Source organism: Microcoleus sp. w2-18bC1 (assembly GCF_036700365.1).
In the GTDB taxonomy this organism is placed as follows: Bacteria; Cyanobacteriota; Cyanobacteriia; order Cyanobacteriales; family Microcoleaceae; genus Microcoleus.
In genome coordinates this window covers 20,005-35,573 of record NZ_JAUBOS010000066.1, presented here as the reverse complement: position 1 = coordinate 35,573, position 15,569 = coordinate 20,005, and the positions used below count along the sequence as shown (strand labels likewise).

Annotated in this window: 9 protein-coding genes and 1 pseudogene; 9 read left to right on the top strand and 1 reads right to left on the bottom strand. The window is 45.9% G+C overall.

Going from position 1 to position 15,569, the window contains the following annotated elements; all coding sequences use genetic code 11:
• Positions 1-421: 421 nt before the first annotated feature.
• The 8 genes and pseudogenes from QT979_RS24000 (at position 422) to QT979_RS23965 (ending at position 13,226) form a co-directional block, all read left to right on the top strand.
• Positions 422-544, top strand: a complete 123-nt coding sequence (locus tag QT979_RS24000) for a hypothetical protein (protein WP_333216926.1) — start codon at positions 422-424, stop codon at positions 542-544.
• 64 nt (positions 545-608) lie between these two features.
• Positions 609-5,228, top strand: coding sequence for a nitric oxide synthase oxygenase (locus QT979_RS23995; RefSeq protein WP_333311896.1), 4,620 nt, complete (start codon positions 609-611; stop codon positions 5,226-5,228).
• A gap of 402 nt (positions 5,229-5,630) precedes the next feature.
• Positions 5,631-5,879 (top strand): annotated as a pseudogene (locus QT979_RS23990) (IS701 family transposase); the annotation flags it as partial.
• A gap of 55 nt (positions 5,880-5,934) precedes the next feature.
• A complete protein-coding gene (locus tag QT979_RS23985; RefSeq protein WP_333216759.1) occupies positions 5,935-6,984 on the top strand; it encodes a DMT family transporter in 1,050 nt (349 codons plus the stop codon).
• Positions 6,985-6,995: 11 nt separating this feature from the next.
• Positions 6,996-8,183 (top strand): mechanosensitive ion channel domain-containing protein, encoded by a 1,188-nt coding sequence (locus QT979_RS23980; RefSeq protein WP_333216757.1) that lies wholly within the window; start codon positions 6,996-6,998, stop codon positions 8,181-8,183.
• A gap of 232 nt (positions 8,184-8,415) precedes the next feature.
• Positions 8,416-9,357 (top strand): bestrophin family ion channel, encoded by a 942-nt coding sequence (locus QT979_RS23975; RefSeq protein ID WP_333311895.1) that lies wholly within the window; start codon positions 8,416-8,418, stop codon positions 9,355-9,357.
• A gap of 250 nt (positions 9,358-9,607) precedes the next feature.
• A complete protein-coding gene (locus tag QT979_RS23970; RefSeq protein ID WP_333216753.1) occupies positions 9,608-11,755 on the top strand; it encodes an adenylate/guanylate cyclase domain-containing protein in 2,148 nt (715 codons plus the stop codon).
• Positions 11,748-13,226 (top strand): mechanosensitive ion channel family protein, encoded by a 1,479-nt coding sequence (locus tag QT979_RS23965; protein ID WP_333216752.1) that lies wholly within the window; start codon positions 11,748-11,750, stop codon positions 13,224-13,226. Before QT979_RS23970 ends, QT979_RS23965 begins: the two co-directional genes overlap by 8 nt.
• A 72-nt stretch (positions 13,227-13,298) precedes the next feature.
• Here QT979_RS23965 and rimI read toward each other — a convergent pair whose 3' ends face one another.
• Positions 13,299-13,916, bottom strand: coding sequence for a ribosomal protein S18-alanine N-acetyltransferase (rimI, locus tag QT979_RS23960; RefSeq protein WP_333311894.1), 618 nt, complete (start codon positions 13,914-13,916; stop codon positions 13,299-13,301).
• Positions 13,917-14,103: 187 nt separating this feature from the next.
• On the opposite strand from rimI, the gene lysA reads away from it, so the two are divergent.
• Positions 14,104-15,522 (top strand): diaminopimelate decarboxylase, encoded by a 1,419-nt coding sequence (gene lysA, locus QT979_RS23955; RefSeq protein ID WP_333311900.1) that lies wholly within the window; start codon positions 14,104-14,106, stop codon positions 15,520-15,522.
• Positions 15,523-15,569 lie beyond the last annotated feature (47 nt).

Genomic DNA, 15,569 nt, shown 5'->3' with positions numbered 1-15,569 from the left:
TTTCCCACGATCCCAGACCCATGCAAATACTACCCTTGACAATTTCCCTTTTTCCTTAACTTGTCACCAATGGTCATAAGCTAGATAGACATTCAGCTAGATAGACATTCATCTGCTGCCCATATCCCGAATCTGTTGGTTTGAGAGGCTAGAGCGAGCTGGACTTTCTTTATCTAAAAGTTTGCCCCCGATTCGTTGAAGATTTGGGTAGTCTTCATGTCGTCTATTGTGCGAGCGCTCCTGAGCAATTAGTGACTGTTGCTACACTCCGAGGAGTTTGGCTCAGACTATACTCAGCACGGTTCAAGACTTTGCTTTCTTAGCAGAGTGCTTTGGTCGTTAACTCGTCTGACTTAAAAGTTTGAAACTTAAATCGTGGAAAAGAATCTAAACCCTATTTAAGGCTTAGTGAAACTAAATAATGAACACTAGAAACTTAGACGGCCAGGTACAAAGTACCGACAATGGATCGATCGAAGTTCCAGATAAATTCCCGGATAAAGCCACAGCAACGTCTCTGGCTTCACAAAAAGAATTGAATTAAGTTAACTGCATGATGATGCAGTTAACTTAGCCGAAAACTCCTCTCAATCATTTACTTTTCACTCATGAACAAAAATCAACGAATTATCAACCTATCTGAGGTCTCTGTAAGCGATTTCCCTGCTTCCAGTAACTATAAATATAAATGCCATTTGCAGGTAGTTTCCGAAGAGGGACAAAGCTTATTGGAAAGGGATCTGCTGAACCGCACGCAACCCAGTTGGTTGGTGGATTTGAAAAATAAGGGAGACTGCACGATCTCCATTACCCTGCGTTACCGGGAAGGGGACATTACTCAACCTTGGCAAGATGCTGGAACGGTTGCGTTTGCCACCCAGGATTGCCTTAATGGAGAGCGCAGCGCCGAGTTAGAATTTCCCATTACAACTTGGAATGAAGCACCCCAATTGAAGCTGAAAACTCGCCTGACACAGAGTACCAGTGAGGGAAGTAGCAGCACCTTGAACATCTTGGGGAATCAGAACGTTACTCGCCGCACTTACAGCGAAGAAACTCAGCCAGAGGCCGAGTTCGAGATGCCTCAAAGCGTTCCTCTTTTGCCCCCAGAAGAAGTAATTGTCAAAGACACCTGGAACAAGCTGCGGGCATGGAAAGAAGTGCAGATGGAAAAATTCTTGAAACGCCTGTTGCTAGAAGAACCCGAACTGGAGTACATCTTCGGGGACGCGATGAACAGCATGAATGATTTCTTCTTTGAATTGTTTGATTGCTGCGTACACCAACTTCAGCCTGAAACTCAGAATATAATTGGAGAACCCTTAATGGGCGTACCTCCAGAAAAAGGGGATTCGTTTGACACGGTTGAGGATTACGGTGCGCTGTTTGCCGATATCGGGATGCGTCCCCAGCACTGGTTGAAGGCACGGCAGGTGTGGATGTGGATGCTACCATCGGTTGCTTACCTGGAAGAGTACGATCACCAGGATTTAGCAAAAGGCGCAAACTCTGCCCTTTACCGCTTCTTCAATACCCATGTAATTGTGCCGATGGTGGAGGCAGTCCGTCGCTACGAAGAAGCAATGCTTCCAGAGGTGAGGCAACGCATGGCAGACTCGTTGAGCGTACTCCAACAGAATCAGCAGGAGATTGGCCAGGCATTTTTTCAAACTCTATTTGAAAAGTACCCCTTCATCCTGCCTATCTTTGGACGGACAAACATGGATTATATGTCCTTGAACCTGTTTCAAGTGTTGGAATTCTTGGTTCACAGGTTCAATGGCGGCAGCAGAGAGCAACTAATTCAAGATATGCGGGTGTATATCTTTAATAACATTGACAAAAATGGGAGTGGAACAATCTCTATTGAGGAACTCATCGATTTCTCGCACCAGTCCGGGCTGCCCTTGTCCCTAAGCGAGTTGAACGCTCTGTTTATTCGCGTAGATATCGATGGTAGCGGCGAGATTGACTTTGAGGAATTTGAGGAGTTGATAGTTCAGCAGTTAGGATCGCAGGTGAATAGTTTTGATGATATACCCTCCTGCGCCTATCCTGCTATACAAGACAACCTGCTGGTCATGCTTGAAAAGTACATACCAGACTTCACGATAGAGTTACGGCAAGCATGGCAGACGTTAATCGCTCGCGCTATCAATGTCATCAAGCTACCCAAGCTGAATGAGGAACGATTGCTCAAAAAAGCCAAGCAGTACCTGGAGCTAATCGCCACTGAGCAGGAATGGGAAGCGGAGGACAAGGCACGACGCTGGGCGGAAATTCAAGAGGAAGTACGAGCCACCGGAACCTATACCCACACTTATGAAGAACTGGCCTATGGGGCACAAGTGGCATGGCGCAATGCTTCTAAGTGTGTTGGGCGGATTCAGTGGAATAACATGGTGGTACGCGATCGTCGCCACGTTACCGACCCTGATGAGATGTTCCGCGAAATCAGAGAATACCTACAGTATGCTACAAACGGCGGTAACATCCAGATTACCATGACCGTCTTTCGTCCCAAACATCCTAATGAACGCTGGGGGCCACGCATCTGGAATTCACAATTAGCTCGTTATGCGGCATACGAGCAACCGGATGGTAGCATCAAAGGCGATCCTGCTAACCTGGATCTGACAAAAGCGATTATGAAATTGGGCTGGCAACCTCCTGAACTACGCACGGAATACGACATTTTGCCTCTAGTAATTGAAGTTCCCGGTATGGAACCGAAGATGTACCACTGGGATAGGGAGGAGATTCTGGAAGTGGAAATCGAGCATCCCACGATTCCAGAATTCAAGTCATTAGGCTTGCGTTGGGTTGCCGTCCCTGGCATTGGCGCCTTCTCGATGCACGTTGGCGGCATCAACTACGGCTGCATCCCCTTTAATGGCTGGTTCATGGGTACCGAGATTATGCGGGATTTCCTGGATGAGTACCGCTACAACAAGATGGAGGACATCGCCAAAGTTCTCAAGCTCGACACCAGTTCCGAGCAGACATTATGGCGCGATCGCGTAGCATTGGAAGTCAATGTTGCCATCCTGTACTCGTTCCAAACAGCGAAGGTGACGATGGTAGACCATCAAACTGCCTCTCGTCAATACCTAGCCCACGACTTGCGAGAAAAGAAATTTGGGCGTGAGTGTCCGGGAGATTCGGGTTGGGTCGTACCCTCATCAGGGGGAAGTGCTTGTCCGGTCTGGCACCACCAGATGCGCGACTTTTACCTGGAGCCAGCCTATCACCATGCTGCCGATCGCTGGGCAGTCGAAGATGGTATGGATCTGGAAAAATTCATCACCACTAACGACGAGGACGACAACAAGCAAGACCGCATCCTCATTCTCTACGCTTCCGGGACTGGTACTGCTGAAGGCTTTGCACGGAAAGCCAGTCGTCAACTCCAGCGATTCCGTCCCAAGGTGATGGCGCTGGATGAATACAACACAGACACCCTGGCATCGGAGAAACTCCTACTCATCGTCACGTCCACCTTCGGCAATGGCGAAATACCTGAAAACGGCAAGAAGTTCCTAGAGTGGTTGAAGGACCAACCTGCGGGTTCCCTCGACGGTTTGAATTACTCCGTTCTGGGCATTGGTAGTACCGTTTATGAGCATTTCTGCGCTGCCGGAATTTCGGTAGATAAGGCACTCGCCAAGGTGGGAGGTAACTGTATTGTGCCACTCCACAAAGGTGATGAAATCAAGGGACAAGCCGACACCTTCAAACAATGGTTAGGACTGGTTTGCCGCGTTTTGGGTGAGGATGCTACCTCGGCAGATGCTACAGCCGCAACCGCACCTAAACTGAACGTTACGTTCTTGAGTGAGGCGGAAGCTGCAAATCTTTCACCAGTAGAAGTGAGTGGAGACAGAGGGGTCGAAGTACCTCTGGTTGCCAATACCGAACTGCTCAAAGAAGTGATTCCTGGTAGCCGTTCTACTCGCTATCTGGTCTTTGATATTTCTGGTACCGATATGCAGTATGAAACAGGCGATCATGTTGCAGTTTATCCTTGCAATCCGACGGAGTTGGTGAATCGGTTGTGCGATCGGCTCTCAGTATCCCCCAACACCTATTTCACAGCTCGTTATCTAATGCCCGATGGTACGGAATTGGAAGAAAAACCTCCTGTTACCGTTCCCACAACGATCGGACAGGTTCTCTCCGAAGACCTCGATCTCGCCTTGCGCGAACCATTCAACGAGCTGCTGACCTACCTGTACTCGGTAGCACAAAATCCCCAGGATAAACAACGCCTAGAAACCTGGTTGGAAATTCTCCGCCAAGGAGAGGACCATCCCGACAGTATCACGCTCAAGAAAACCATCACGGACAACTTCATGAGCGTTGTCGATTTGTTCAATGAGTTTCCTTCTGCCCAAATTACACTGGAAGTCCTGCTAGAGTTGTTGCCTAAGCAAAAGCCACGTCTCTACTCTATTTCCTCCTGTGCTCCGCTTCATCCTCAGCAGATCCAAATCACAGTAGGAGTGCTGCAAGTTAAAACGGATGCAGGTAAAACCCGTCAGGGACTTTGCTCCAACTACCTTGCCGGACTTGAAACGGGGGCAAAGGTTCGCCTCAGTGTCCGCACGTCTAGCTTCCGTCCACCCGCCGATCCACTCGCGCCAATGCTTATGGTTGGGCCGGGTACGGGGGTAGCGCCTCTGATTGCCTTCCTCCATTATCGGGAAGCCCTATTGCAGCAGGAAACACAATTAGGTGATGCTTCCTTGTATTTCGGCTGTCGCGATCGCAGTGACTTCCTCTATGAGGAGCAACTTGCAAGCTGGCAGAATCAAGGCGTGCTGTCTGGGTTAGAAGTTGCTTTCTCGCGGATGACCGACAAGAAAGTCTATGTGCAAAACTTGATGCAAGAAAAAGCTCAAGAACTCTGGCGAATACTCAGCCATCCGCAATGCCACTACTATGTCTGTGGCGATGCCAAGATGGCAGACAATGTATTCGAGGTGTTTATGGCGATCGCCAAAACGGAAGGTGGACTCTCGGACACTGACGCTGTTAATTTCTTCGACCAAATGAAGCTAGAAAAACGCTTCTTCAGCGATGTTTGGGGTGTGGTGCTGAACTTCAAGGAATCCATCAAAGAGGTACAGCATGACAACTACTCTAAAGCCGAAAAATGGCTCGATCGTATGCAGGAATCTGCTGATAGTCCCGCCGTTGAGGAGGAATTGCAACCGCTAACTATCTAAAATTGGAATTGCAAGCTTTAGATAGGGGAGTCAGGAGGTGGAATTTATCACTTTTCTGACTCCTAATTAGTATTTAAGTTGAGTATCAGGATAGGAGTATTATCCCTCTTTTGTCACTTCGCGGACAGTATAAAGCTATGCAACAACCAAATTGGTAACTGCTCGAACATTAAAAAGAGTCCGAAAATCATTCATCTAATAGATGAATTTGCACAATACTCGTCGCCGACCAGGAATCTCACACACTTCTAACCAAGGTCTAATTAAACTAGGAATTACGCATTGACAGAATAACAAAATAGTGCATTTATAAATATGGGTCGTCTACTTTCTAGGTATCGGACAATCAGAGAAATTATTAAACCATCCACAGCACAATGGAATAAAGACCTCTACACCTTTGATACCAATTGGGGAATTGAAACCTTTCACAGAGCGATAAAACAAGTATGTGAAATTTGTCGGTTCATGGTTAGAGATTCCTATGCAATCAAGACTCATATATGTTGTTCACTTCAAGCTTTTGTCAGATTGGAGTTTATGCGCTCTGAAAAGATAATTAGCAATTGGTATGAAGTCCAAAGGAATCTGTTCACTTTAGTTGTACGTGAGCTTATTTTTGCCAACCTTGGCAGTGATGGCATTATCTAGAATACATAGAAGATGTTTTTTGTCAATGCGTAAGTCCTAAGATTATAGAAACTTGATGAAAAGCATTAGTAAATTCCAACATACCCAGGGCATCCTACTGCTTGTTGCGGTAACCATTTTCTGGGGTACAACCTTCCCCCTGGTTAAGGAAACAATCGTTAGCCTTTCCCCAGGAGCGCTGATTGCCATCCGTTGCGCCTTGGCAGCACTAGGTTTTGCCGTGCATTTGCGTGACTTGAACAAGCATTCGCTCCGAGATGGGGCAATCTTGGGACTGCTGTTATTTGGCTCTTTAGCTACCCAAGCGATCGCCCTTGAGACTATCTCTGCCAACCGAGCGGCATTCATAGCTAGCCTGAACGTAATCCTAGTCCCCCTCTTGGGACAGCTACTGGGTCAGCGTGTACTCGTTACGACTTTCCTCGCCGCCGGACTTGCTGTGGGTGGTGTTGGCGTAATGTCCTGGGAGGATGGAGTCTTAAGCGTCGGCGATCTCTGGATGGCAGGTGACGTTCTCTGTTATACGGCCTACATAATGAGGCTTGAAGTCGTCACCCCACGCCACCCACCCTTGGTACTCACCGCAGTCCAAATCTTGATAGTAGGAGTGCTGGCAACCGTCTGGTCAGCCCCCGAATTAATTGGACAGTTGAAGGCGCTCTCAACGAACTATACGAACTTGATTCCGATTGTCTACCTAGCTTTAGTTACCGCCGCCACCACTTGGCTACCAGCGATCGCTCAGAAATCGGTTTCTGCCCAGGAGACGGCGATCATCTACACCTTCGAGCCTGCGTTTGCAGCAGTATTCTCGTTTTGGCTGCTAGGCGAGAAGCTTGGAGTACGTGGCTGGGTTGGCGCTGGGATGGTGCTAGCTGCCATGATTCTCAGCCAGATTCCCATGAGCAATTCCCCAATCAAAATCGTACCTCTTTCTCAAGAACAAGCAAAGGCTCAAGAAGAGGTGAGTGAGTCCTATGAAATGTTGGGGTTAGAGCCTTCAGTGTCATTAGACTTAATTAATAGTGAGTCCTCTGAAATGTTGAAGTTAGAGCCTTCAGTTCGATTAGAGTTAATTAAGGTAGCCACTAAAATAGCAGAGTAGAAAAACTAACAATGATGATGCAATCAAATTTAATTACGAGCGAGGTTTTTAGTTATAGGGAAATCATTTGGAAAGAAATTAAGGAAACGCTACTTGATTCACACATAACTATTGCAAACATACCGCTGAATAAAATAGTGATCGTCGTCACTATCATCCCGCTCATACAACTGTTGAGAGGATTATTCTTTTCGATTGTCATCAACAGAATCAAGCATTTTACTAGCGCAACGGATACTACACTGGACGATGAGTTAGTCGAGATTATGGAGCAACCATTAGGGTGGCTGATTTTCATCGCTGGACTTTGGATAGTGCAGGTGATTTTGGCAGAGAATCTAAAGCCTCAAGTGAGCGAGATGCTAGCTAAGATTCTCAGTCTGAGTGCTATAGTTACGGTTGCATATATTGTTTACCGCGCCTCTCCACTGTTGGGAGAGATACTGAGAAAACTGACGCTGAACACCAAAACCGAACTAGACGACTTGCTTGTACCCTACGTGCCTCGTCTGTTTCAGACGGCGGCACTCGCTGTTGTAGTGTTAAAGGCGGGTGAGGTGTTGTTAGGAGCATCTGCAAATGCGCTCATTGGTCTATTAGGTGGAGCGGGAATCACGTTCGGTTTATTGCTTAAGGACATTATCTATGACTGGTTGTGTACCATTATTATTTACACGGATAATCTATATCGACCTGGTGACTGGGTGATTGTGGATGGAATAGATAGTAGTATTCAAGTCCTAGAAGTCGGCATCAGAACTACAAAGCTTCATCTCACCAAATGGGATTCTATCAAAAAGATACCCAATTCCAAAATGATTACTGGGATTGTCGAGAATTGGTCGCAAAATCCTGGTAAAGAGGAGTCATTTGGCATTAACTTAACTCTCAAAATTGACAGTATTTCGGCGGAGAAAACTGCGATAATTTGTCAGGCTCTTGAGAAGATACCTAAGTCTATTGATTCTTTACACGACCGATCTGATGTTTGGTTGGACAGACTTGAAGAGAATGCACGCATCATAAATATTCGAGCCTTTAATAATAATATGGATTTATACTTTGCCGCTTGTCAAGAATTGAACCTAGGAATATTGGCACTACTGGAAAAAGAGGGTATAGATACCCTACACGTAGAATTTAGAACATACCTCGAAAGCTATAAGGAGACTTGGGAAAGAAGTAGTAAGATAAATTGACCTTGCACTTTTCCCGGAAAAATGGAGCGCGATCGCTACCTGCCTTGCCAACTGAAGTATCGATTTCAAGGTTCCACTCGCATGAAGTCAACAAAGAAGCAATCCTGTTTGCAAATTAAGCTTACCGCACTATTCATGACGCCATTGTTCCGTATCGGCACATCATAGCTGGCAGCGCTCTATCATTGCCGCTCCAAATGCCAGATGCCAAATATCAATTATTCAAATAAGAATGAAAACAAAAACTAAAAACTGGTTTAAACTTGCTTTCCAGTTCAGAGGCTCAGTTATTTTAGCCATTTATCAACGAGTTATTAGGTTTGGTCTGTTTAGTTTTATTGTTTCTGTACTTTACTATTTCAACCTCCCTGTATCCCAACCTATTTTGGGAAGTATTATTCCCAGCATCGTCTTAGGCTTATTACTGGTATTCCGAACTAATACGGCTTACGAACGGTTTTGGGAAGGTCGTAGATTATGGGGGAATTTAGTCAACGACGCCCGTAACATGGTTTGGCAAATTGGGGCAATGATGAACGACATTGAACCAGAAGATCGAGCCAAAAGAATTGCAGTCATGCGCCTCGTAGCTGCTTTCCCCCTAGCGTGTAAATTGTATCTTAGGTCAGAAGCTGTAAATAGCGAATTAGAAGAATTGATGTCTAGATCTCAGTATTTGCAGCTAAAGACAATCAATAATCCACCGCTACAAATAGTCTTTTGGATAGCAGATTATCTACAACAGCAGTATCAACGTGGTAACGCTGTCTTACATTACGGCCATGTAGTTTTTCTGCAAGCTACTGTGAAGAGTATGATGGAATCTGTAGGACACTGCGAACGCATTTTAAGAACGCCCCTCCCCCTAGCTTATTCCATTCATCTCAAGCAACTGCTATTAATTTACTGCCTGTTATTACCTTTTCAGCTAGTTAAAGATTTGGGATGGGGGACAGGCTTATTTGTTAGTTTGATTAGTTTTACTTTACTTGGCATTGAAGAAATTGGTCTGGAAATAGAAAACCCGTTTGGGTACGATACCAACGACTTGCCTCTTGATGCTATTTGTAACACAATCAAATACGACATTGAAGAGTTTCTCACTTGTAATCCCCACCTCAACTCTAAGTCAGAGAAAATTTACCAAGAAGATTGGTATGATAAACAACTGTAAGAATTCGAGGTCTAGAAGAAAAAAATGAATTTTGAGGTAATATAAATTTTTAGGAGTTATGCACAGACTCTACACATATTTTGTTAGGTCGTTTCTTAGCCGATAGAACTTCTGAAGATCCGCTGGTATCAAAAGACCTATTTGCCTCAGATAGTAGTGTTGAATGGCGAGACACCAACCCTTTAGAAAAAGTCCTCCCTCAATGATGTCTCATGAGAGAAATAAAGCAAATAATGTCAGGAAAAATCCTATGCAATTCGTGAATCAATTAAGTATCAAGACAAAACTCATAGTTATGTTGCTGGTAGTCAGCCTTTGCGCTATGTTCGCCACCACCTATATATGCTCTAGCAGTGGGAAAGCTACTCTGACCGCAAAAGTCTTCAACCAATTAACCAGCCTGCGGGCGGCCAAAACTGATCAAATCCAAGATTATTTTCAAAGCCTTTACCACCATAGCCAAACCTTAAGCGAAGACCTGACAGTCGTCGGTGCCATGCAGGAGTTCAAGACAGCCTACCGCCAACTTGAACAATCAACAATACCAGCGGATTTTGACGCAAAAATTGATACCTACTACCGGACAGAATTTTTAACCAAACTAACGCGAACTAACGAGGGCACGCCAGTTCTGGCATCCTACACGCCAAAAACAACTGCTGCCCGTTACTTGCAGTACCACTACATCGCTGCTAACCCCAACCCCGTTGGCAAAAAACTTCTCCTTGACAATCCAGGCGACGCCAGCGCTTACAGCCGCGCTCACGCCCGCTACCACCCTATTTTTCGCAATATAGTTGAAAAATATGGTTACTACGATATGTTTTTGATCGATCCCGAAGGAACTGTTGTCTACACGGTTTTTAAAGAAGCTGACTTTACCACAAACTTCACCAACGGCCCCTACAACGAGAGTAACCTAGCATTCGCGATCGCCGCGGCACGACAAGCAAATGGAAAGGCCTATGTGAAAATAGTAGATTTCAAACCCTACAGCCCTTCCTACGGTGCGCCTGCGGCTTTTATCGCTGCCCCAATCTTTAACGGCTCCCAATTCATTGGTATTTTGGCGTTCCAGCTTCCCGTTGACAAAATTAACAATGTGATGACTGCCAACAAAAATTGGAAAAAAAATGGTCTGGGCGATTCAGGAGAAACTTATCTGGTTGGGTCGGATTATTTAATGCGGTCTGCGTCTCGTTTTCAGATTGAAGACCCAGAAGGTCATGCAAAAACTCTACGCTCGATCGGCACTGATGAAAAGACTGTCAACAAAATCAAAGAGTTCAATACTACGATTCTACTACAGGAAGTGCAAACAAAAGCAGTGAAGGAAGCGTTGTTTGGAAAACAGGGTACGCAGGTTATCGACGATTATCGTCATATTCCTGTTTTGAGTTCTTATGCTCCCCTAGATATTGATGGATTGAGGTGGGTGATGTTGGCGGAGATTGATGTTTCTGAAGCCTATGCCTCAATTCACTCGTTTGAAAAAAAAGTTGTGATTGGAGCTACTATAATCATCGCGCTAATCACGCTTGTGGCGATCTGGCTGACCTCAATTTTTGTCAAACCCATCAATACTTTAATCAAAAGCGCTCGTAAGGTGGGAGCTGGGGATTTTGACGCGGTTGTGAAATCGGGTTCGCAAGATGAATTTGGAGACTTAGCTAAGTCATTTAACCAAACGATAGGCATCCTTCGTACCGAAACTAAACTAATCGAGCGCGAAAATCGCGAAAATGAAGCATTAGTCTTAAGTATATTTAGTCCCGCAATCGCCAAACGCCTCAAACAGGGCGAACGAGAAATTGCCGAGCAGATTTCTAATGTCTCGATCTTGTTTTCCGACCTCCACCAATTCACCAAGATGACTCAATCAATGTCCCCTCAAGAGGTTGTTCGCTTGCTGAATGAACTGGTAACAGGTTTTGATGAAATGACAGATAAATACGGTCTAGAGAAGATTAAAACTATTGGTGACGGTTACATGGCTGTATGCGGCATTGGTATGCCACGTCTGGATCATGACAAACGCACGCTAGATTTTGCTTTGGAAATGCTGTCGTTTGTCCGCCGATTTAGTTATGAAAAAGACTTACATCTAGACCTGCGGATCGGCATCAATTCAGGAGATGTGGTTGCAGGGGTGATTGGTAAAAATAAATTGCAATACGACGTTTGGGGCGATAGTGTAAATATTGCCAATAGATTAAAGTCGGCTTGTCCGCCGGGAGCAATCTTAGTTTCTCAAAACCTCTGCTCGCGCCTGCACGATCTCTACGATTTTGAGCTGTTTGGTGAAATTCAAGAACCTGGAAAAGAAAAGTTAGTGGCTTGGCAAGTCAAAACTTCTAAGCTGACCGTAAGTGTTCGAGAGGAAGAAGTTTATGAGTAATTTAAGCTTTTCAAATGACTGGCAAACCTGGGCGGTAATTGTCGGATTAGGGTTCCCACTCCTGGTCGTTTTACTAGGAGAGGTTATTTATCATCTACAAAGGCGCGGTAGACCGCTGGCGGCTACGCTGCGGGTTGTAAAAAACCTCGTCCTGCCCGTCTTAATGCTGATGGTTTTAATCAGGAATGTCGTGAGGCTTGACGTTGACGGGAATTTTGCCAAGCTCGTCGCAACGCTGTTTTGGATATCTGTTATCTACGCTTCTCTCTCGCTGTTTAATGTGATTTTGTTTGAAGAAGCTGAGGCAAATACATGGCGCGCACGGATGCCCAAACTGCTGATCGACCTTTCTAGGTTGTTTTTGGTGCTTGTGGGAAGCGCGATCGTGCTGGCGGCAGTGTGGGGTGCAGATTTGGCGGGTCTTGCTACGGGATTGGGCGTGAGTTCGATCGTGATCGGTTTGGCGCTTCAGGACACATTGGGTAGCATCATGTCGGGCATTGCGCTGCTTCTAGAACGCCCCTTCAGTGTGGGTGATTGGTTGCGAATTGGAGATATCGAAGGGCAGGTAATTGATATCAATTGGCGCTCTGTTCGCCTGCTTACTCTCCAGCGGCAGGTGATTATCGTTCCCCATCAATTTGTTGGAAAAGAAATAATTCATAATTACAGCCAACCAGAACGCATTTACAACCAACGTATCAATATTGGCTTTTCCTACGATAGCCCCCCTAACCTGGTGAAGCAGGTACTGCTAAGTACAGCTTTGGCTACACAGGGGATATTAGCCGAACCCGAACCAGAGAGCAAAACCACATCCTATGATGAGACTGCAATTATCTATGAGGTGGAGTTTTTTATCGAAAACTTTGAGGATATGGAGCAGATACTCGATCGATTTATGACACGAGTCTGGTACGCAGCGCAGCGAAACAACCTGACGCTATATCGCTACCGATACTCCTATGCTGTGGAAGCTGCTGATAAGGCAGATAGCGCTTCAAGTAAGTTAGCCCAAAGCCTGCACTCAATTCCCGGATTTATGCCTTTAGCTAGAGAGCCGAAAAATTTGGATGACTTAACTAAGGGAACTATTTTACAGAAGTTTGGTGCGGGAGAGAAAGTCATCCGGCAGGGCGAGCCTGGTAATGCTTTGTACATTATCATTGCGGGTCAGGCTAAGGTAACAGTCACGAACAAGTTGGGCATGGAGTTGGAGGTAATGACTATCTTGAGTGGTGAGTTTTTTGGCGAGATGGCGCTGTTTAGTGGGGAACCGAGTCCGGTATCGGTTGTCGCCGTTGACGATTTGCAGGTTCTTGTCGTCTACTCAGATGCTGTAAATACGATGATTGAACGTCAACCAAGCTTGGGGCGCGAGATCGGTCAAATTATCGAAGCGCGAAGCAAAGCGGTAAGTATGGCCGGGCAGGCAGATGTTTCGTCAAGAGCTGAGGTTGATTCTATATGAGGCTTTTGAACTAAAGTGATATCGAGTAACCAATTATTTGTCAAAACCAGTTAAATACGCAACAAATTACACTCAAAAATCAAAAATATCGATCGCCAAATGCCAGTTTTCCTGATGCAGCCGATCGCAAATTTGCACTTTCTCAACCGCCAAATATTGCTTAAATTCTGGTTTTTCTATGCCGTTGCGCCACATTACCAGAGCATCTTCTCCGGTGTCTTCGTAGTATCGTTTCCGCCGCCCTGCCTCTTTAAAACCAAATTTGTGGTAAAGAGACACTGCGGCTAAATTAGATTCCCGCACTTCTAAAGTTGCCCGTTCTAATGGTCTATAGTGAGCCTTTTTTAGTAAAGCCCAAAGCAGAGCTTGTCCTAAACCTTGACCTTGGAAGCGAGGATGAATTGCCAAAATTGTAATGTGAGCTTCTTCTAAAATTGCCCACAGGCAACCCAAACCGATGAGAATTGGGGGAATAATCTGTAGGGGCGATGCCCCCGTGGCCGCCAGGTTTTGAGCTGATTCACAGTCCTCGGTTTCCCATGCCCACAAACCCAGTAAATCGCTGTTAGGACTGCCTAACTCACGCCCATAGCCTTCTAAAGTCCAAAGTCCGCCAAAACAGAGCTGATCGAGTTCGACTGCACTGTTGAGGTCTTCTGCGACGAGATGTTTAATTTGTAGAAAACGCACAGCCGATTTTAAATTTTAGATTTTAGATTTTAGATTTTAGATTTGATCATTACTCACTGCAAGGATGCTCCAGTTCGAGCGAGTCTCAGTCAGTCAGCCTGCTTGCGGAATGAATCTGGGGGCAACTGACCCAATTGCTTGCCGTCAATTGTACACTGGGAAAGACCGTAAGGATAGTTATTGCGCGATGGTATCAACTCAATCTTTCGGGGTGGAATCGGGACTTAAGTATCTGTCTGAGTCTCAACAAGCCCTGCAAACTCGATCGCCCAATCAAGAACTGTTACCGCTGACAGCCAGTGTTAACAGCAGCGATCGGTTGGAAATCGGAGGCTGCGAGGTGACAGCTTTGGTGGAGCAATTTGGCTCGCCGCTGTATATTTTAGACGAAGAAACGCTGCGGGCGGCTTGTACCCAGTACCGGGATGCTTTTAAGCGTTACTATCCGGGCGAATCTCAAGTGCTCTATGCTTCTAAAGCTTGGAGTTGTTTGGCAGTTTGCGCGATCGCCGCTTCGGAAGGTTTAGGGATAGATGTGGTATCTGCTGGAGAAATCCACACAGCACTACAAGCTGGTGTGAATCCCGACAAAATCTACTTTCACGGGAACAACAAATCTCGCGAGGAAATCCAGCTCGCTGTCGAAAGCGGCTGCGTTACCGTAGCCGACAATTGGCTTGATTTGGAGACTCTAGCAGAGTTGGGAAAATTGGGTGTCAGCAGCAAGACAGGCGGGCCGACACGAGTTATGGTGCGGTTTACTCCTGGAATTGAGTGTCACACCCACGAGTACATTCAAACGGGTCAAATCGACAGTAAATTTGGCTTCGATCCCAATTCCCTCGATCGAGTTTTTGAATTCATCAGCCAACAATCGTCGTTATTTTGCGTGGGAGTACACGCTCACATCGGCTCTCAGATTTTTGAACTGCAACCCCATGACGATTTAGCTGAAGTCATAATTCAGGCCTTGACAAAAGCACAGAGTTATGGTTTACAAGCGACAGAAATTAATATTGGCGGCGGGTTGGGCATTCGCTATACTGAAGCGGACGATCCTCCCAGCATAGAAGATTGGGCTCGTACAATTTGCTCCGCAGTGGTAGCAGCTTGCGAGCGGCAGCAATTGCCATTACCAAAATTGCTTTGCGAACCGGGTCGATCGCTCGTCGGTACAGCCTGTGTCACTGCTTATACTGTTGGCTCTCAAAAAGTCATTCCGGAAATGCGGACGTATCTAGCTGTGGATGGAGGTATGTCGGACAATCCGCGTCCAATTACCTACCAATCAGTTTATCGAGTTCTCGCAGCCAATCAAATGTCTGCTCCCTTAACGGAAACAGTGACAGTTGCTGGCAAACACTGCGAATCAGGCGATATTCTGATTAAAGATGCTAAGTTGCCAGAGTGTAAGCCTGGAGATGTCCTCGTGGTGACGGCTACGGGAGCATACAATTACAGCATGGCTTCTAACTATAACCGAGTACCCAGACCAGCAGCGGTTTTAGTGAGAAATGGGGAAGTTAACACGATTATACAGCGGGAAACTTACCAGGATTTGCTAAGGCTTGACCGCCTTCCTGAACGACTCGGAGCTCAAAAGTAAAAACTTAGAAGTTAAAAGTTAAAAGAAAGATAATCCATGTTTACTTA